At 45.4% G+C, this 18408-nt stretch carries 19 protein-coding genes and 1 pseudogene; 12 read left to right on the top strand and 8 right to left on the bottom strand.

Features of this window, described 5'->3' with window-relative positions; all coding sequences use genetic code 11:
* Position 1 precedes the first annotated feature (1 nt).
* The 3 genes from M1D90_RS15450 (at position 2) to spxA (ending at position 2305) form a co-directional block, all read left to right on the top strand.
* Positions 2-925, top strand: a complete 924-nt coding sequence (locus M1D90_RS15450; protein ID WP_023856654.1) for an ABC transporter ATP-binding protein — start codon at positions 2-4, stop codon at positions 923-925.
* Between the two features lie 228 nt (positions 926-1153).
* Positions 1154-1732 (top strand): GNAT family N-acetyltransferase, encoded by a 579-nt coding sequence (locus M1D90_RS15445; protein WP_003180619.1) that lies wholly within the window; start codon positions 1154-1156, stop codon positions 1730-1732.
* A gap of 177 nt (positions 1733-1909) precedes the next feature.
* Entirely contained in the window at positions 1910-2305 is a 396-nt protein-coding gene (gene spxA, locus M1D90_RS15440) for a transcriptional regulator SpxA (RefSeq protein WP_003180621.1), read from the top strand.
* Between the two features lie 30 nt (positions 2306-2335).
* Here spxA and M1D90_RS15435 read toward each other — a convergent pair whose 3' ends face one another.
* Complete coding sequence (locus tag M1D90_RS15435) at positions 2336-2998, bottom strand: TerC family protein (protein ID WP_020450936.1); 663 nt, start codon at positions 2996-2998, stop codon at positions 2336-2338.
* Between the two features lie 178 nt (positions 2999-3176).
* Here M1D90_RS15435 and M1D90_RS15430 point away from each other — a divergent pair.
* From M1D90_RS15430 to M1D90_RS15405, 6 genes and pseudogenes are all read left to right on the top strand, one after another.
* Positions 3177-3302: pseudogene (locus M1D90_RS15430) on the top strand (hypothetical protein).
* Positions 3284-3922, top strand: a complete 639-nt coding sequence (mecA, locus tag M1D90_RS15425) for an adaptor protein MecA (RefSeq protein WP_003180627.1) — start codon at positions 3284-3286, stop codon at positions 3920-3922. Before M1D90_RS15430 ends, mecA begins: the two are co-directional and overlap by 19 nt.
* Before the next feature lie 237 nt (positions 3923-4159).
* Entirely contained in the window at positions 4160-5464 is a 1305-nt protein-coding gene (locus M1D90_RS15420; RefSeq protein ID WP_456282862.1) for a glycosyl hydrolase family 8, read from the top strand.
* A 221-nt stretch (positions 5465-5685) separates the two neighbouring features.
* Positions 5686-6702, top strand: coding sequence for a tripartite tricarboxylate transporter substrate binding protein (locus M1D90_RS15415; RefSeq protein WP_223254839.1), 1017 nt, complete (start codon positions 5686-5688; stop codon positions 6700-6702).
* 100 nt (positions 6703-6802) lie between these two features.
* On the top strand, positions 6803-7258 hold the full coding sequence (locus M1D90_RS15410) for a tripartite tricarboxylate transporter TctB family protein (protein ID WP_105979048.1): 456 nt from the start codon (positions 6803-6805) through the stop codon (positions 7256-7258).
* 22 nt (positions 7259-7280) lie between these two features.
* Positions 7281-8786, top strand: coding sequence for a tripartite tricarboxylate transporter permease (locus M1D90_RS15405; RefSeq protein ID WP_003180636.1), 1506 nt, complete (start codon positions 7281-7283; stop codon positions 8784-8786).
* A 19-nt stretch (positions 8787-8805) separates the two neighbouring features.
* Here M1D90_RS15405 and M1D90_RS15400 read toward each other — a convergent pair whose 3' ends face one another.
* Together M1D90_RS15400 and M1D90_RS15395 are read right to left on the bottom strand one after the other, a co-directional pair.
* On the bottom strand, positions 8806-9525 hold the full coding sequence (locus M1D90_RS15400) for a response regulator (RefSeq protein ID WP_020450941.1): 720 nt from the start codon (positions 9523-9525) through the stop codon (positions 8806-8808).
* A gap of 22 nt (positions 9526-9547) precedes the next feature.
* Positions 9548-11092: an ATP-binding protein gene (locus M1D90_RS15395; protein ID WP_195536175.1), complete on the bottom strand. Its 1545-nt coding sequence runs from the start codon at positions 11090-11092 to the stop codon at positions 9548-9550.
* 170 nt (positions 11093-11262) lie between these two features.
* Here M1D90_RS15395 and M1D90_RS15390 point away from each other — a divergent pair, with 170 nt between their 5' ends.
* Entirely contained in the window at positions 11263-12411 is a 1149-nt protein-coding gene (locus tag M1D90_RS15390) for a competence protein CoiA family protein (RefSeq protein ID WP_195536176.1), read from the top strand.
* Positions 12412-12623: 212 nt separating this feature from the next.
* Positions 12624-14453, top strand: coding sequence for an oligoendopeptidase F (gene pepF / locus M1D90_RS15385; protein ID WP_324250906.1), 1830 nt, complete (start codon positions 12624-12626; stop codon positions 14451-14453).
* 57 nt (positions 14454-14510) lie between these two features.
* Here pepF and M1D90_RS15380 read toward each other — a convergent pair whose 3' ends face one another.
* The 5 genes from M1D90_RS15380 to M1D90_RS15360 all read right to left on the bottom strand — a co-directional run bounded on the left by M1D90_RS15380 (position 14511) and on the right by M1D90_RS15360 (position 17909).
* Positions 14511-14678: a hypothetical protein gene (locus tag M1D90_RS15380; protein ID WP_023856663.1), complete on the bottom strand. Its 168-nt coding sequence runs from the start codon at positions 14676-14678 to the stop codon at positions 14511-14513.
* A gap of 411 nt (positions 14679-15089) precedes the next feature.
* Positions 15090-15992 (bottom strand): protease adaptor protein SpxH, encoded by a 903-nt coding sequence (gene spxH, locus M1D90_RS15375; RefSeq protein ID WP_003180650.1) that lies wholly within the window; start codon positions 15990-15992, stop codon positions 15090-15092.
* Positions 15989-16387 carry a globin domain-containing protein gene (locus tag M1D90_RS15370; protein ID WP_003180652.1) on the bottom strand — a complete coding sequence of 133 codons (399 nt, stop codon included), beginning with the start codon at positions 16385-16387 and terminating at the stop codon, positions 15989-15991. Before M1D90_RS15370 ends, spxH begins: the two co-directional genes overlap by 4 nt.
* A gap of 283 nt (positions 16388-16670) precedes the next feature.
* Positions 16671-17324, bottom strand: coding sequence for a lytic transglycosylase domain-containing protein (locus tag M1D90_RS15365; protein WP_020450947.1), 654 nt, complete (start codon positions 17322-17324; stop codon positions 16671-16673).
* A gap of 12 nt (positions 17325-17336) precedes the next feature.
* Positions 17337-17909 carry a CYTH domain-containing protein gene (locus M1D90_RS15360; RefSeq protein WP_020450948.1) on the bottom strand — a complete coding sequence of 191 codons (573 nt, stop codon included), beginning with the start codon at positions 17907-17909 and terminating at the stop codon, positions 17337-17339.
* A gap of 130 nt (positions 17910-18039) precedes the next feature.
* Between M1D90_RS15360 and M1D90_RS15355 the strand changes: the two genes are divergently transcribed.
* Positions 18040-18405, top strand: coding sequence for a UPF0738 family protein (locus M1D90_RS15355; RefSeq protein ID WP_003180659.1), 366 nt, complete (start codon positions 18040-18042; stop codon positions 18403-18405).
* Positions 18406-18408: the final 3 nt, after the last annotated feature.

Below are 18408 nucleotides of genomic sequence, written 5' to 3'. Positions count from 1 at the left end.
TGTGGCAGAAAAACTGCTCGAAATCAAGAATTTAAAACAGCACTTTTCAACGCCGAAAGGGATTGTGAAAGCTGTTGACGGAATCTCTTTTGACATTTTCAAAGGAGAGACGCTCGGTCTTGTCGGTGAATCCGGCTGCGGAAAGTCGACGACTGGCCGTTCGATCATTCGTTTGTATCAAGCGACTTCCGGAGAAGTCTTGTTTAAGGGAAAGAATGTCCACGACAAAAAGTCTGCCAAGGACCTTCTCGAATTCAACCGGAAGATGCAGATGATTTTTCAGGACCCATATGCTTCCTTGAACCCACGGATGACGGTTGCCGACATCATCGCAGAAGGAATTGACATCCACGGTTTGGCCAAAACGAAAAAAGAGCGGCTTGAGCGCGTTCATGAACTCCTCAAACTCGTCGGCTTAAATAAAGAGCACGCGAACCGCTATCCGCACGAATTTTCCGGCGGACAGCGCCAGCGGATCGGAATCGCAAGGGCGCTTGCGGTCGAGCCGGAATTCATCATTGCCGATGAACCGATCTCCGCTCTGGACGTGTCCATTCAAGCGCAAGTCGTTAATTTAATGAAGGATTTACAAAAGGAAAGAGGGCTTACATACCTTTTCATCGCTCACGATCTGTCGATGGTCAAATATATCAGCGACAGGATCGGCGTCATGTATTTTGGGAAGCTTGTTGAATTGGCGCCGGCAGATGAACTGTATGAAAATCCGCTTCACCCGTATACACAATCATTGCTTTCCGCCATTCCGCTCCCTGATCCGGATTATGAGCGTACGCGCGTGCGGAAGACGTATGATCCAAGCGTCCACCAGCTGAAAGGCGACGAACAGATGGAGCTTCGTGAAGTAAAGCCCGGCCATTTCGTCATGTGTACAGAGGAAGAATTTAAAGCCTATCAAACCAAATAAACGAAGCAGGAAGACAGCCGTCACAAGGCTGTCTTTTTTTATGCCGAACAACCGCCGGCAATTTTTTGAGAAAAAATTTGAAACCTTCGCGGGAGACAACCGTCTTAGTATATGTAGGTAACATGCTCAGCTTCACTGAAGCTCCTTTCTAAAAAGATTTTGTTTAAACTAAAAAGAAAGCGGGTATATCTAAAGTGTGAAATTAGAACATCCATAAGGAGCAAATCAATGAACTGGTATGAGAAGCTTAGCGAGTATTTCCCAATTGAAGAAATGAAATCAAAAGAGCACATGGAAGCATTGTTAAAGGAACAAAACGATATTTACCATAAAGAAGAAGGCCGTCATCATGTGTTGATGTACGCCGAATTCGACTCTTTTATTTTCATCGACTATTTATTCGTTTCTAAAGACGCGCGAGGACAGGGACTTGGTTCCAAGCTGATTGAGAAGCTGAAAAAGAAAAACAAACCGATCCTCCTCGAAGTCGAGCCCGTGGATGAAGATGATGCCGATACGGCGAAACGTCTTAAATTTTATCAAAAGGAAAACTTTAAACACGCTGAGTCGATTGGTTACCGTCGCCGGTCACTCGCAACCGGCAAAGTGAACAAAATGGAGATTTTGTATTGGTCTCCAAAATCAAACACAGAGAAAGAAGTGTTTGACGCGATGAAAGAAACGTACGAAAAAATCCATACATACAAAGATGAGAAGTGGTATGGAGAATCTTATGAAGATGTGGATGACGTCCTTACGATTGTTGACGATCATAAACAAAAGAACATTTTCGATGAATTGAGCTAAATGAGAATAACAGATGGCATAAAAAAGCAAAAGTCGCTGGATTGTCAAAAAATTTCTGTTACAGACTGTTCACACTTACTTTTTTATAGTATAATACTCAATAAAGATTACTTTTTTAGATTTATTTCAATTTAAGAATACGCTAATTTCATTCTACTTTTTAAGGAGTGAAGCAATATGGTTACATTATATACATCCCCAAGCTGCACGTCTTGCAGAAAGGCGCGCGCATGGTTAGAAGAACATGATATTCCGTATACGGAAAGAAATATTTTTTCAGAGCCTTTATCAATTGATGAAATAAAAGAGATTTTACGAATGACGGAGGACGGAACAGACGAAATTATTTCAACCCGTTCCAAAGTGTTCCAAAAATTGAACGTCAACCTTGAAACAATGCCGCTTCAAGAGCTGTACCAGCTCATCAATGAACATCCGGGCCTTTTGCGCCGTCCGATCATCATTGACGAAAAGCGCCTGCAGGTTGGATACAACGAAGACGAAATCCGCCGCTTCCTGCCGCGCAAAGTGCGCACATTCCAGCTTCGTGAAGCGCAGCGTCTCGCAAACTAAAAGAAGGCTGAATTTTTCAGCCTTCTTTTTTTAATGCTTTTCACTCGTCTGTTCATAATAAATACTGGCTAGAATCACAAAAATCACCGTCAGGACGGGCAGCAGCATTTCGAGGGTGCTATGCTGCGCCATAAAGGAAGACAACTCCTGCTCCCTGACGATCATTTCGCCGCCGGTATAAGCGAGCAGTCCGCTTCCCGCGTATATGAAGAGCGGAAACTTTGCAAGGGCCGCTTGAATCAGCCTGCTGCCCCAAATGATGACCGGGACGGAGACCATCAAGCCGACAACGACTAGCATCAGGCGTCCGTGCGAAGCTCCAGCGACCGCAATCACATTATCGAGCGACATGAACAAATCGGCAATCACGATGATACGGATCGCCTTAAATAAAGATGTCCCGCCTTTGACATGCTGGGCATCTTTTTTCTCAATCAAAAGCTGATATCCTAAGTACAACAGGAAGATTCCTCCGATAAATTGCAGATAAGGAACCGCGAGCAGGTACACTGCTGCCATTGTTAGCGCGATTCTCATCATGATGGCGATCAATGTGCCGATGATGATCGCTTTTTGTCTTTGCCGTGGAGGCAAATGACGGCTTGCCATTGCAATCACAACAGCGTTGTCGCCGCCAAGTATGAGATCGATTCCGATGATCACAAGGAACGACATCAGTACATCGTGTTCCATCAACTGGCACCTCGCTTTGCCTTTGCATCGGGACTTGCCTAAAAGGCACCCGCTTCTACAGCTGCTGCTTGTACAACTAATATATGAAGCAGGCCGGAAAATATGTTAGCTTGGCTTTGAAGGCGTTTTTATTTCTTTTCCGCCTTTTTTATCATAAAATAGAAAATAAAGATTGATTATGGATAAGGTTAAGAAGTGGACGTAATGGGTAAAGTGTAGTAAAGTACAATTAATTGGGAGCTTAGTTATCCCTTCAACATCTTACAAAGAAGGGAAGGTTGGCAAATGGAAATCGAAAGAATAAACGAACATACGGTTAAGTTTTATATTTCCTACGGTGATATCGAAGACCGCGGGTTTGACAGAGAAGAAATTTGGTACAATCGAGAACGCAGTGAAGAGCTTTTTTGGGAAATGATGGACGAAGTGCACGAAGAAGAAGAGTTTGCCGTTGAAGGCCCCCTTTGGATTCAAGTGCAGGCCCTTGATAAGGGATTGGAAATCATTGTGACAAGAGCTCAGCTGTCCAAAGACGGACAAAAGCTGGAACTGCCGATTCCTGAAGATAAAAAACAGCATGTAGCAGAAGAAAGCCTTGATGCTTTGCTTGACGACTTTCAAAAAGAAGAGCAGGCAGAAGAGCAGAAACTGCAGTTTGTTTTAAAGTTTGACGATTTTGAGGATTTAATCTCACTGTCAAAAATGTCTATCAGCGGCTGCCAAACGACATTGTACTCTCACGAGAACCGCTATTATTTATTCGTGGATTTCAGTGAACTGCCTGATGAAGAGGTGGAAAACCAGCTGAGCATTCTGCTGGAGTATGCCTCAGAATCAAAGACGACGATTCATATGCTGAAAGAGTATGGAACACTGATTGCAGCGGATCATGCTCTTCATACAATAAAAAAGCACTTCGCATAAAAAAGCCGGTTTCTTTTGAAGCCGGCTTTAACTTTCTGGAACAAATATAACAAAGAGCTTCAATTCTCCACAACTTCCCTCCTCCCGTTCTACATCTTTCAAACGGCTCACCACTTTCAAAAGAAAACGATCATTTCGGACCAAACCAAATAGGGTCAATCTGATCTATACACTTCCAGTTTCATTGATTAAGATGGATTGGTGTTATGACAAATTTTGAAAGGTGAGATTGATTTGATGCGAAAAAGTTTAAAATGGATCATGGCTGTCTTTATTGGTTTAACATGTTTTTGTGCCGCTTATTCTCAAACAGCCATGGCAGCCGTACATTCCAAGACTCCGGATATTCTCGGAACAACGGGTAAAAACAATTTGAATCAGGCCTATAAAAAATACTTTGATACAAAAGGCGATAGTAAAGGCGGATCGCTGTTTCATTATATGAAGGACGGTTCAGCTTACATCGCTTCGACGACGGACGATAACCTGGGAAATGGCTACTACAGCGTCAAAACAGAGGGTATGAGTTACGGGATGATGATTACGCTGCAAATGAATGATGAGTATAAGTTCCAAAAGCTGTGGGATTTCGTCCGTAAATATATGCGCCATTCCGACAGAAGCGACAGTTTGTACGGCTACCATAGCTGGCATATGAAAACGAACGGCTCAGACGTGCAAACCATTGATCAGAATGTTGCATCTGACGGCGAGGTCTGGTTTGCGGCAGCGCTCATGATGGCATCTGGCCGCTGGGGAGATAAAAAATACCCGTACGATTACAAAGAGCGGGCTCAAGACATGCTTGACGCTTTGGCCGGTGATGGAGAATACGCCAACACAGGTAAGGAATCGCGAGTGTTTATTAAAAACAGCAAGGATCAGCGCTATGCGATGGTTCGATTCGGCCCTTATGTCAATTGGACGGACCCATCCTACCACGTTCCTGCTTTTTTCGAGTTGTTCGCTAAAAGCGCCAGAAGCAGCCAGCAGTATTTTTGGAAAGATGCAGCAAACAAATCTCGAACATACTTGTCAGAAACAACGTTTAAAAGCGTGTTAAATAACGGATCAACCGTCACCAATGCGGCCACAGGGCTGTTTCCCGATGAAGCCGGCTTTGACGGCGTAAGCGATGCGGCTCATTCCTCAACGGAAACAGACCGAAATTTCAGCTATGATGCTTGGCGGACGGTGTCTCATATCGCTATGGATCATACACTTTGGTCCTCGGCAGATAACGCATATCGCGCCAGCGAGCAAAAAGCGGTTAACAAGTTCTTGACGTTTATGAAACGGGAAAACTACGGGAGAACGGCCCATGAATATACGCTGAATGGGACGGCCGTCAAAAAAGGAAGCCCGGTTGGCCTGATCGCCGCCAATGCGGGCGGCGCGACTGCAGCAAGCGATGCATCATTAAGGACGGGATTTGCCAATGCGTTTAACAGCACATATATTCCAGAAGATTATTACGGATCATGTCTTTACATGCTGAACAGCCTTGTGGCAAACGGCAAATTTGCGATGTACCTTCCTTAAAAAATGTAATATCAAATTGAAAGACTGACCCTTCTCTGCGGAGAGGGGTTTTTAATTGGTCAGAAGTTGATCCCATAATTATCCTTTAACAAAAATTACATCTCTATTTGAGGAAGATTTTTGTGAACTTTATGAACAAAAAGAATATTATGCAGTTAAACTGTGCACGAAAAGTCGAGGAAGCTATAATGAAAGCGATTACAATGAAGGGGGAGCACAACATGACAAAGAGGGGTAGATGTTACGGCTTTACAATTTTGCTTGTGTTTGCGCTGATTTTGGGAGGATGCGGCGGAAACACGGCTTCAAATAAAGCCGCGAACGAAAAAGACTTTAAACCTTCGAAAGCAATTGAGGTCGTTGCGCCTGCCGGAGCCGGCGGGGGATGGGATACAACGGCCAGAACGATCTCGAAAATTTTAGGTGAAGAAAAATTGATTGAAAAGATGGCTGTCGTCAATAAACCGGGCGGCGGGGGAGCGTCGGGATGGTCGTATGTCCACCGCAAAAAAGGTGATAACCATACGTTGTTTGTTACATCTCCGCCGATTTTGTTCGTGCCTTTAAACGGACAATCCCAGTACGGTCACAATGATTTTACGCCGATCGCAAGCGTGATTGCCGACTACGGAGCGTTTGTCGTTCATAAAGATTCGCCTTATCAGTCGATGACAGATCTTGTGGATGCGCTGAAAAAAGATCCGAAAAAAGCCTCTATTGTAGGGACGTCTTCTCCGGGAAGCATGGACCACATGCAATTTGTCAGCGCTGTTCAAAAGGCTGGCGTTGATGCGAAAGAGCTGAAATACATTACGGCGCAAGACGGCGCCGGGATGAGCATGCTGCTCGGTAAAAAAGCCGACGTCTACTCGACGGGTGTCGGTGAAGCGGCCGAACAGGCGCGAGCCGGAAAAGTCAGAGTGCTGGCCATCACCGCTCCCGAACGCATGAAAGGAGATACGGTCAAAGATTTTCCGACCTTAAAAGAGCAGGGAATCGATGATGAATTTACGGTCTGGAGAGGATTTATGGGACCTCCGGGGATGAGCGAGTCCGCCGTAAAATATTATGAAGAAAAAATCAAAGAGATGATGGAAAAAGACAGCTGGAAATCGATTCGGGACAGCTATGGATGGACGGATAAGTTTATGGGCCATCAAGAATTCAAAGACTATCTTGACGCTCAATATAAAGAAATGGAAGCGCTCCTTGATGATATCGGATTGGGTGGCAAATAAAATGGTCTCCGCGCGGTTGCCGGCACGGGAAAGCCTTAAAAGCTTTGCCCGGCACAGCCGGCGACCGGCAAGCTGAAATCGAGAAAGGCTGGTGTAAACCATGAGAATCACAAACCGGGCCGTTTCTGTCATCATTTTGGCTGTGGCAGCCATTTACCTGGCGCTCAGCTTTAATTTAGACAGCTATCCGTACGCGGTGATCGATGCGGACGTGCTGCCGAAAAGTTTAGGCATATTGCTTCTCATTTTGGGTGTATTTCTGTTTTTTGAAAAAGATCAAAAAGATACAACGGTGAAAAAGCTGTTTCAGCTGAAGAAAAAAGACGTCAAGGTCATGATGCTCTGTGTTGCTTCTCTGTTGATCTACATTTCGATTTTGGAATTCATCGGATTTTTGCTTTCTACGGTAATGCTGCTGATCGTTTTGCCCGCGGTGTTGGGATATCGGAATTGGACAACGGCTGCGATCGTTTCACTGATTTTCAGCGGCACAATTTATTTTTCATTCAACTATGTGCTCAACATCATGCTTCCGCAGGGGGTTATGCCTTTTTAATCGAACATAAGGAGGAAAGTGCATGTTAGATAGTATATTATACGGATTTCAGGTGGCGCTGACTCCGCAGAATATCATGTTCGCTTTTATCGGGGTGCTGATCGGGACGGTTATCGGGATGCTGCCCGGGCTTGGGCCGATCACCGCGATTGCCATTATGATCCCGTTAAGTTACGGAATGGACCCGGCCTCCGCGTTAATTTTGATGGCGGGTGTCTATTACGGAGCGGTCTTTGGCGGTTCGACGTCATCGATTCTGTTAAATGCCCCCGGAGTAGCGGGCACTGTCGCGACATCGTTTGACGGCTATCCGATGGCAAAGCAGGGGAAAGCGGGAAAAGCCCTTGCCATCGCTGCAATCTGCTCTTTCGCAGGCGGAACGATCACCGTAGTTGCGCTGATGCTCGTCGCACCGACAATGGCAAACATTGCGGTGACATTTGGGCCGACAGAATATTTTGCATTGATGATGCTCGGCTTGGTGGCAATTTCAAGCCTTTCCGAAGGATCGACAGTCAAGGCGCTGATTTCTGCGACATTGGGATTTATGACCGCTACCATCGGGATTGATCCGCAGACGGGGACCGAACGGTTTACATTCGGTGCGGCAAGCCTTCTGGAAGGCATCGATTTTCTGATCGTGGCTCTCGGTTTGTTTGCACTTGCTGAAGTTGCGTTCTTGATCAAGACGCGGAACAAGCCGATGACGGAAGGAGCGTCTCAGGTCGGCAGCCTGAAGGTGACGAAAAGCGAAATGAAAGAGATTTCGGGACCGATCGCAAGGCATTCGGTCATCGGATTTTTGCTCGGCATCCTGCCCGGTGCAGGGGCGACAATTGCATCATTTATTTCTTATATTACAGAGAAGAGAATCTCAAAACATCCTGAAACGTTTGGCAAGGGAAATATCAAAGGGGTCGCAGCACCTGAGACTTCGAACAATGCGGCAACGAGCGGCGCATTCGTACCCCTTCTGACACTCGGGATTCCCGGATCAGGAACAACGGCCGTCCTGCTCGGCGCCCTTTTGGTCGTCGGCGTTCAGCCGGGACCGCTCATGCTGACGGATCATCCCGACGTGTTCTGGGGCGTGATCGCAAGCATGTATATCGGCAATTTATTTCTGCTGATTTTAAATTTGCCGTTAATTCCTTTCTTGTCAAAAATTCTTCTGATTCCGAAGCAGCTTTTAATTTCGCTCATATTTGTTTTCTGCCTGATCGGCGTCTATGCTGTGACATTTAATGTCGTACATCTTTATATTCTGGTGTTCTTCGGAATCCTCGGGTATTTTATGAGAGTGCTGTCTTTTCCGGCGGCTCCGTTTATTTTAGCTTTTATTCTCGGAAGTTTGATGGAAGAATCGTTTAGACAAGCGATGACGCTGTCATCAGGAAGCCTGTCCGTGTTTTTTGAAAGTCCCGTCACAATCGGTTTATTGATTACGGCTCTTTTGTCGCTCATCGTACCGCCGATTTCCCGGGCAATGAAGAACAAAAATAAAAAGTCGATCGATTTGGAAGGCTGAGCTTTTGATGTCCGGAACGCTACGTTTCCGGACTTTCATTTTTCACAGGCTTGTAGCGGCGTTCGGGACGTCCGACGGTTCCATAGAAAAGTTCTGTTTTTACATGCTTTTCCGCAGCTAAAAATTCTAAATAGCGCCTTGCGGTCGTCCGGCTGACACCGATGGTGCGCCCGAGGTTTTCGGCGGTGATGCCATCGCTGTTTTCGCTTTTGTTTAAAACGCCGGCTACTTTTTTCAGCGTCAGGCCGTCGATTCCTTTCGGATAATCGGCTTCAGCGGTTTGTTTTTCTTTCATGATGCTTCGCCTTTTTGCCATCAAGCTGTCAACGTCTGTCTGATCGATTGAAGACATTTCATTTACCTTGAGCCGGTAGGACCGATAGTTTAACAGCGTTTCTTTCAGCCTGGAAAACATAATCGGCTTGATCAAATAATCGACGGCTCCCGCGCGAATCGCCTGTTCGACATACTCAACTTCTTTCGCCGCCGTAATCATCATGACGTCTGTATGTCTGAGCTTTTGTCTGATCAGCCAGAGAAGCTCCATGCCTGAGCCGTCCGGCAGAAAAATGTCGAGCAGGACAAGGTCGGGCTTCACGTCCGGAAGCAAATCCTTTGCATCTTGAAAATTTTCTGCGATTCCAATAACAGAAAATCCTTCAATTTTGCTGATCAGTTTTTGATGTATGTCAGCGTTCCTGATGTCATCCTCCACGATAAACACTTGTAATGCTTTCATAGGTCAGTCCCCCAGCGTTTCTCTATTTTGGTATCACGACAGTAAACAATGCTCCGCCAAGGTCGCTTTTATCCGCTTTGATTTGTCCGTTTAACGCATTGACGGCTTCTTTGACTAAAAAGAGGCCGAGACCGCGGTGATTAGCCGCTTTTGTCGAATAAAACTTTTGAAAGATCCGCTCCTGTTCCCCCTCGGGAATACCGTCTCCCGAGTCTTCGACTTCAATTAAGATGTGATCTCCCCCGTCTGACAAGAAGACAAGGATGCTGCGGTCTTTTTTGTGGGAAACGGCGTCAAAAGCATTCTCAATCAAATTTCCTAAAATCGTAATGAATTTGCCTTTGTCCATTTCGTCCGGCAAAGCGTCCAATTTTGAGCTTTCATCGATTTCCAGGTTGATGTGCAGCTCTTTTGCACGGTTGACCTTTCCCAGCAGCAACCCGGAAAGAAGCGGATCAGGAATCGAATGGATGAGAAATCGCAGCATTTCCTGATGGCTTTTGTTCTCTTTTTGGATCAATTCGAGCGCTTCAGAATAGCTTTCCAGCTGGATCAGTCCCGCGATTGTGTTCAGCTTGTTTGAATATTCGTGGGTCTGGGCTCTCAGACCTTCCGCGTATTGCGAAGTTTGCGCCAGCTTTTTGGAGAGTTCGTCAATGTCCGTCTTTCTCCTGAAGCTTGCAACGGCCCCGCGGATTTTTTCGTTTTCGAAAATCGGCACTCTGTTGACGATTAATTCTTCATTTCCGATCGTTAATTCCTGATCTTTTTGCGCCGTTTTCGTTTTCATCACTTCGGGGAGCAGCGTATCTGGAAGAAGCTCGGAAATCGGTTTGCCGAGCCACTGATCTTCGCTTTCGACGCGAAGGAGCTCACACGCTTTTCTATTCAAGAGCGTGATTTCTTCATGTTTGTTGATGGCGATCAAGGCCTCGTGCACAGATTCTGTAATTGCCTGTTTTTCAGTATATAATTGATTAATTTCATAAGGTTCAAGACCGAAAATGGACTTTTTGACATTGCGGGAAATATAGATGGCTCCCAAAACCCCCATCAGCACGACAAATCCTAATAAAAATATTAATTTTGTCTGATATTGAGAGACGATATCCTGAATATTTTCTTTTAAAAAACCGACTGAGATGATTCCGACGATTTTGCCGTTTTCATTAAGGATCGGGGCTTTGCCCCTGATGGCCGGGCCAAGCGTGCCGACGGCTTCCGAAATATATGCTTCCCCTTTTTCAAGAGCGCGCTGATTGTCTCCGCCGACCATCGGTTTGCCGATTTTTCCCGGGTGCGGATGCGCATAGCGAATCGCATCCGCCGAGCCGATCACAATGTATTGCGCACCGGACTGCTTTCTCGCGTTTTCTGCAATTGGCTGAAGGATTCGGGACGGATCGTCCGTTTCAAAGGCTTCCTGGACGGAAGGCATCTGGGCGAGCGTTTTCGCCATATCGAGCGCTCTGGCTTGAATTTGTGTTTTTAACGAATTTTCTAAAATGATTAAATAGAGGCCGCTCATAACAGAAAGCAAGATGAATAGCAGGGTGAGAATCAGCAATGTAAGCTTGGTGGTCAGCTTCCGTTTGATGTCAAAAACTCCTTTTCTAAAAATTTCGAGTTCTATAATACTACTTTATATAAAATCAGCCTGAATTTGAAGCGTTTTCAAAAAAAGGAAAGCTTCCGCGCATGTTGAATACTTGATCAAACAGGAAGGAGAGAGACAATATGTTCAGTGCAATGATCGATCAAGAAGAGATCATCTGTCTTGCCGACGGATACAAAACCGAAGATCTCAAGCGATTGAGAAAACGACATTTATTTTACTGTCCGGTTTGCCGGTGTGAACTCGACCTGAAAGTCGGTGCCGTCAAGCTTCCACACTTCGCTCATAAGCCGGGTGCAGCATGTCCGGTGCAACATGAACCGGAGAGCTCCTATCACCTGAAAGGAAAACGGCTGTTGTACGAATGGCTCGGCAGACAAGGCTTCCGCCCGGTGCTTGAACCGTATTTGCAAGAGATCAGACAAAGGCCCGATTTGCTTCTGGAATACGGAACCCGCCAGGTTGCAGTTGAATTTCAATGTGCGAATCTCGATGCGGCAGCGTACCGAAAAAGAACGGACGGCTTTCTCAAACTGGGAATCGAGCCGTTGTGGATTCTGGGCGGTAACCGGGTAAGACGCTTGGCGGGGAGTTTTTTTCAGCTTTCAGGGTTTCACTGGCAGTTCGCTCAGAAAAGGGATAAGCCTCCTAAGCTCCTGTTTTTTTGCCCCGAACAAAAGGCTTTCATCATCCTCGAACACTTGATTCCCTTTCAAACAAACAAAACATCCGCATCCTTGCGTTTTCTCCCACTTGCTGAAGCAGGCTGGCATGATTTAACCGCATGGGAAAACTGTTCGCCTCTCCAGCTTAAAGGTTGGAAAGAAAACATCCGCAGCTTTCGAATGTCGACCGTGCGTTTTTTATCAAAAGAAGCGAAGCAGATGGCCGCGCTCTTTTATGGAAAGTACCGGCTCCCGCTCCCGTTTTTCCCCTCAGAAGTCTTTCTCCCGGTGCCGTCAGGCTATATTTTTGCCCACCCGGTTTATGTGTGGCAAGGGTACCTTTTCTTATTTATAACGAAGCATGATACGTTTCGCCTGCAGTCTGCGGTTCATTATATGGACTGGCTCGTAAAGGGCAAAAGGCTGAAGCTGAGATGGAGCGGGCAGCAAACGGCTGCTGATGCCGTTTGTGAATACATTTGTTTTTTGCATAAAAAAGGATTTTTGGAGAGGAAAGAGGAATTTTATTATTCCGCGGGTCCTGTTGCTCCGGAGCCGCGGCTGGAGACGCTGTTAAAAAGGGATGAACATTATTTTTCCGAATGATTATCAAGCCTTTCGTTCAACCTAAAGAAAGGAAGGTGGTGTCCGGGCTGTTTCAGATCAAAAGATATGTATTTTATTTTTTAACGGCGGGATTTTGCGTCTTTTTTTTCGCATATGATTTGACAAAAGACGGTGAAAAAACAGAAGATAAACACAATACAAGTTTATTGGACAACAATGGACTTGGAGTAAAGAAAGCGAGGGGATTGACAGTGGCTGAAGAAAAAAAATCGAAGAAACTGCCTTCAAGAGAAGAGGTGAAGCAAGAAGACACGTGGAGACTTGAGGATATCTTCCCGTCAGATGATGCTTGGAGCGAGGAATTTCAAGCCGTTAAAGAACTGCTGCCCAAGCTTTCCGAATTCAAGGGCAGGCTCGGCCATTCCGCCGATGATCTATATGAAGCGCTGACTTATCAGGATAAGGTGATGGAGCGTCTCGGGAAGCTGTATACTTACGCTCACATGCGCTATGATCAGGATACTGGAAATTCTTTTTACCAAGGTCTCAATGATAAAGCGGCCAACCTCTATACCCAGGCAGCGAGCGCGACGGCCTACATGGTGCCGGAAATACTATCGATTCAGGAAGAAAAGCTTCAGCAGTTCCTGCTGGAAAAAGAGGAGTTAAAGCTTTACTCGCATGCTCTCGAAGAAATCAATAAAGAGCGTCCTCACGTACTGAGCGAGGAGGAGGAAGGAATTTTGGCCGAAGCGTCTGATGTTCTTTCATCTTCTTCCAACACGTTCGGCATGCTGAATAACGCCGATATGGAATTTCCGGAGATCACCGATGAAAATGGAGAAAAGGTACAGCTCACACACGGCAATTATGTCACCTTTTTGGAAAGCGAGAACCGCGATGTCCGCCGCGCGGCATTCAAGGCGGTTTACGAAACATACGGCCGCTTTAAAAACACGCTCGCTTCCACGCTCAGCGGAGCTGTGAAAAAAGACAACTTTTATGCGAAGGTTAAACATTATAAATCGGCGCGGGAAGCTGCTTTGTCGCGAAACAGCATTCCTGAAGAAGTCTATGACAATCTTGTCAGCACGATCAACAAGCATCTCCCGCTTCTTCACCGCTATGTTGAGCTTAGAAAAAAAGTGCTTGAGCTTGATGAGGTACACATGTATGACCTGTATACTCCGCTGGTAAAGGACTCTGGAATGAAAGTTACCTACGAGCAGGCAAAGGACTATATGCTAAAAGGTTTGACGCCTTTAGGGGAAGAATATTCATCCATCCTGAAAGAAGGCTTGAACAACCGCTGGGTCGATGTGTATGAAAACAAAGGAAAACGAAGCGGCGCTTATTCTTCAGGAACTTACGGAACAAATCCGTATATTTTGATGAACTGGCAGGACAACGTCAATAATTTGTTTACGCTCGTCCATGAATTCGGCCATTCCGTGCACAGCTACTATACGAGAAAATATCAGCCTTACCCGTACGGAAACTACAGCATTTTCGTAGCCGAAGTAGCTTCTACGACGAATGAAGCACTTTTGGGAGAATACTTGCTGAATACAATCGACGATGAAAAACAGCGGCTCTACATTTTGAATCATATGCTTGAAGGCTTCAAAGGAACGGTTTTCAGACAGACGATGTTTGCCGAATTTGAACATGAGATCCATATCAAAGCCCAGGAAGGGGAACCGCTGACACCTGAGCTGTTAACGAGCATCTACTATGATTTGAATAAGAAATATTTCGGTGACAATATTGAGATTGATAAGGAAATCGGTCTTGAGTGGTCAAGAATACCGCATTTCTATTACAATTATTATGTGTATCAGTATGCGACAGGCTTCAGTGCAGCTCAGGCACTCAGTCAGCAGATTTTAAAAGAAGGCAAATCGGCTGTTGACCGCTATATTGAGTTCTTGAAAGCGGGTAGCTCGGATTATCCGATTGAAGTGCTGAAAAAAGCCGGTGTTGATATGACCTCTTCGGAGCCAATCGAAGCTGCGTGCAAAAAGTTTGAAGAGCAGCTGAACGAAATGGAAGAACTTTTGCAAAAAGTCAATCATTCATAATAGGCGAGTATATAGAAGAGGCTGCCGGTCATACCGGCAGCCTTGTTCGCGATGAGGTCAAAAACCTTTAAATGTTTTACGGTGGTTGAGGCGGCTGAGCGTGAAAAGGATTGATATAAATAAGAGAGGGGACGTAATATAAAGGGGAAACATATTCATCAAACCTAAAATATTCAAGACGAAAAAAAATAATATTGATGCAAGTCCTAAAATGATCTGAAGCATAAAAACCCTCCTAAGGACTGATAAAATTTCACAGGGGGAGACGATGCGCAAAAAGGCAGCAAAACCGGGCGCCAGTTCGCATAAATCGCGGTATGGCAACGTGCGGCGGGCTCGTTTTCTTTGTTACTTTGATCATATGATGGACATCTATTTTTTATGTTTTTGTGACAAAAATGTGAAAACTAATGAAATCAGTTGTCAAAACTCGACATGATTTGATATTATAAAGATGTGAAATTGATCACAAACAAACATTTACCCCTTTGTTTGACCGTGAAAAATTTCTCCCATCCCCTTTGTTGTCGTTAAGACATAATTAGAAACCGCGCTTATCCCGGCGCGGTTTCTTACTGCTTCAAAAAGGAACGTGCGTTCGTTTTAGCGCGAAAAAAAACACGGGAGAAACCCGTGCTATTTTTCGCATTGATAAAGCGGTCCGGCATCATGATGTCCGTTTATATAGCGCCAGAACATGCCGTGTTTCGCTTCCACTCTTTCGACTTTGCGGGCGAACGCGAGCTTTTTCATTTCCCGTTCCACCTCTTCCAGCGTCCAGTCGTAAACGACGGCAATTTCTTTGTCGGCTACAAATTGAAAGTATTCGATAAAAAGTTCGAGCGGAGGTGTTTGTGAAGGCTTCGGCTCATCGCCGAGCATCTCAAACAATACTTCTTCGTAAATCTCGTATGAATAATTTCCGGTTACTTTTAAGCCTTCTCCTTCGCGGAGACTGTTAAAAAACGTAAGAGTCGGGACAGATGCCACTTCCATTTCGGCAGCGATTTTCAAATCGCATTGCAGGGCTTTCACGGCGCTCTGCGAATGAAGATCCCTTTTAAATTCCTCCAGATCGAGCTGTGTATGCTCTGCGATCGCCAGCAGCACCTGTTCTTCGGTGATATCCTGCCGATTGAGAAACAGGCTTTCCTGCATGCATCTCAAAAACTGCAGCCCTGCTTTTCTGCCTTGCAGTTCCGCCGCTTTTAAAGCGAGTGAAGCGAGGTATGGTGCGGAGAGCGCTTTGTCATGCAGGAGCGTCCCGTCACAAGACATGCCTGATCTGCATGCGATCTTTTCCCATGCCTCTGCGAGGCGGTGCTTTTTACGTTTCTGAACGTTCAGCGCTGTGATGCTGCATGCGGCGATGATCCTTAGTGTGAAAAAACGGCCGTAGCGGATTTTCAACTTTTTGATCGCCGGCTCCAAAGCCCAGCATTCAGGAGACAAAGGGTCGACAAACATATAAATTTCCATCGGTTTTTGCGGATGTCCATGGCAATGGGAGAAAAATTGGTCACGCTGATTTAGTGTCAATGTGAACCATCCTCCATTTTAGGCTGATTTACCATATGTCTGGCTGTCAATGTCAGCCTTTCAAAAAGAAATTCCCTTATTTCGCCCTTTAAACCGACATGATCCATTGCCTCTTTCATACACGAAAGCCATGCGTCCGCCCGTTCCGGTGTGATTGGAAACGGCAGGTGCCGCGCCCTCAGCATCGGGTGTCCGTGTTCTTCTGTATAAAGCGGCGGACCGCCTAAATATTGCGTTAAAAATTGCTTCTGTTTTCTTGCCGTTTCCGTTAAGTCGTCCGGAAAAATCGGGTAGAGCAGCGGATGCCGCTTTACACGCTCATAAAAAGTATCAACAAGTTGCGATAGAAGCTCTTCTCCAATCGCTTCATAAGGTGCGTTAAACGATTGTCCCATGTTGACTACTCCTTTTAATATGGCTAATAGGAAAATATACCGATTCCTATTGCAAAAAAATATTTATCTTGTGCATCATTTATTATTTCACGATTGTATATACTTATTTTAGCAACCTCGTTCCATTTCTACAAACAAACCGACTTCTGCCTGCGGGCGAAAATCGCTGATTTTGTTTCAAATATCATATCATATTCGCTTCTTAAATGTGTATTTTTAATACCGGGAGGATCAAAGAGGAAGTAAATGAGGACAAAAAAAGCCGGAAAGCGTCCTTTCCGGCTTAAGCATAGTAATTTGAGGTGATTCTTTTTACATAATTTTGCGTTTCTTTAAAAGGGGGAATGCCTCCGTATTTTTGGACATTTCCCGGTCCGGCATTGTAGGCCGCTAATGCGAGGTTCACATTCCCGCTGTATTTATCGAGCATCTGCTTTAAGTATTTTGTTCCGCCTTCTATATTTTGTACGGGGTCAAAAGCGTTATTCACGCCAAGCGCTTTCGCCGTTGACGGCATGAGCTGCATCAGGCCCATGGCGCCGGCCGGGCTGACCGCTTTTTCCTGGTAGCGCGATTCCTGCTTGACGACGGCATGAATCAGCTTCTCATCGACTCCGTATTTTTCTGCGGCGTTTTTGATGATCTGGTCAATGCTCTGATTTTGGCCGCCGAAAGAGACGGGTTTCGCTGCGGCAGATGGGACGGCCGCAATTGCCGCAGGCTTTTCGGCTGTCAGCGGCGCCTGGAGCTGAGACCCTGTCGACACGGCCGGAACAACCGCGGGCTGTGAAGACTCCAAACCGCCGACATTGCTTAAATATTGGTTTAAAATCGAGCTGAAATCAAAACCAGCATCTTCGGGACCGCTGTCTGAAGCCGGATAAAACGACCGTATCGCCTGGAGTTCCAAGAGGGCGGCCAAATGGTTGACGTTCATTGTTTTCCCACCTTATTGATCTTTAAGTTTTTGTTCATAAAATCGGACGATTTTATTTTTGGTTTCACGCTCAGGGATGCCGAACGATTTCAGCAGTTCAGAGAAATCCCGTTTTCCGCGTTCATAGTCTGTCACTTCGAATTCAACTTCAAAGTCTTCTACCATTAAGTATCGGCTGTGATCCAAAACAATTAAGCCCTGCGGCAATTTTTTTTCTGCACGGCTTGTTGCAAGCGTTCCGAAAAGGATGAGCTCGTCCGGTTGAATGCCGAGGCGCTTCAGGCGATCGTATACCGGTCCATGCGGAATCGTGAACGTTTCAAATTCGGGATTCCCGGTCAGCTCCTGGTGGGTTTCCATCAGACCTACAGGTGCCGGCTCTTTTAATGTCAGTACATATCGCTGCTGTTTTTCGCGAATTCTTAAAGCCGCTCCTTTTTCTTTTAAAGAAAAGGAGGACGTATCGTAATAATGGTTTTTTTGTATAACAAATTGCTCGGAAGTAAATTGATAATATGATTTGATTTTCTCAAATTCTTTTTTTGTCAGCATATTTTTAAATTCGATTTCAAGTTCCTGGCTCATTCTTTAATTTTTTCATCCTCTCAGCTGGTAAAATTGCATTTTCCTTATTATCTCTTGAGAAGGAACGTTTATCAATATTGAAGCTGATATGATAAAATGAATCTGTACTTTTATTGTAAAGGAGAGCATTATGCAGAACAGAATTGAGATTACAGAAGCCAATCTGCGAAACGACCGGCTGGTGTTGACCAGCGAAATCAATGACGGAGCGGAGCGGAAACCGGCCGGACGCATGCTGACAGACTCCGATCATTTTGCATTTGTATACATACTTGAACAGGACGATTCCTTTGAATACGTCATTTTAAACGAAGGCATCTGGTCCGATCTTAAAGCGGCCCTCGACGCCAATCTTCCTGTGTTTTTACATATCGGAAACACGGAGCTGGAGCTTAACGGGTTCCATGATGAGCTCGGATATTTAATAGAGAATATTAAAGATAATGCAAATTATGGCGAAGAAATGGAAGAGAGAGTGAAACGGATATTCCTCTAGAAA

It is taken from the genome of Bacillus sp. JZ34 (assembly GCF_053903205.1).
This window is presented reverse-complemented; position numbering and strand designations above follow the sequence as displayed.

Coding starts and splice junctions, on each gene's coding strand:
- M1D90_RS15445 (WP_003180619.1), top strand. CDS start 1,154: ATGAACTGGTATGAGAAGCTTAGCGAGTATTTCCCAATTGAAGAAATG.
- spxA (WP_003180621.1), top strand. CDS start 1,910: ATGGTTACATTATATACATCCCCAAGCTGCACGTCTTGCAGAAAGGCG.
- M1D90_RS15435 (WP_020450936.1), bottom strand. CDS start 2,998: ATGGAACACGATGTACTGATGTCGTTCCTTGTGATCATCGGAATCGAT.
- mecA (WP_003180627.1), top strand. CDS start 3,284: ATGGAAATCGAAAGAATAAACGAACATACGGTTAAGTTTTATATTTCC.
- M1D90_RS15420 (WP_456282862.1), top strand. CDS start 4,160: ATGCGAAAAAGTTTAAAATGGATCATGGCTGTCTTTATTGGTTTAACA.
- M1D90_RS15415 (WP_223254839.1), top strand. CDS start 5,686: ATGACAAAGAGGGGTAGATGTTACGGCTTTACAATTTTGCTTGTGTTT.
- M1D90_RS15410 (WP_105979048.1), top strand. CDS start 6,803: ATGAGAATCACAAACCGGGCCGTTTCTGTCATCATTTTGGCTGTGGCA.
- M1D90_RS15405 (WP_003180636.1), top strand. CDS start 7,281: ATGTTAGATAGTATATTATACGGATTTCAGGTGGCGCTGACTCCGCAG.
- M1D90_RS15400 (WP_020450941.1), bottom strand. CDS start 9,525: ATGAAAGCATTACAAGTGTTTATCGTGGAGGATGACATCAGGAACGCT.
- M1D90_RS15390 (WP_195536176.1), top strand. CDS start 11,263: ATGTTCAGTGCAATGATCGATCAAGAAGAGATCATCTGTCTTGCCGAC.
- M1D90_RS15380 (WP_023856663.1), bottom strand. CDS start 14,678: ATGCTTCAGATCATTTTAGGACTTGCATCAATATTATTTTTTTTCGTC.
- M1D90_RS15370 (WP_003180652.1), bottom strand. CDS start 16,387: ATGGGACAATCGTTTAACGCACCTTATGAAGCGATTGGAGAAGAGCTT.
- M1D90_RS15365 (WP_020450947.1), bottom strand. CDS start 17,324: ATGAACGTCAACCATTTGGCCGCCCTCTTGGAACTCCAGGCGATACGG.
- M1D90_RS15360 (WP_020450948.1), bottom strand. CDS start 17,909: ATGAGCCAGGAACTTGAAATCGAATTTAAAAATATGCTGACAAAAAAA.
- M1D90_RS15355 (WP_003180659.1), top strand. CDS start 18,040: ATGCAGAACAGAATTGAGATTACAGAAGCCAATCTGCGAAACGACCGG.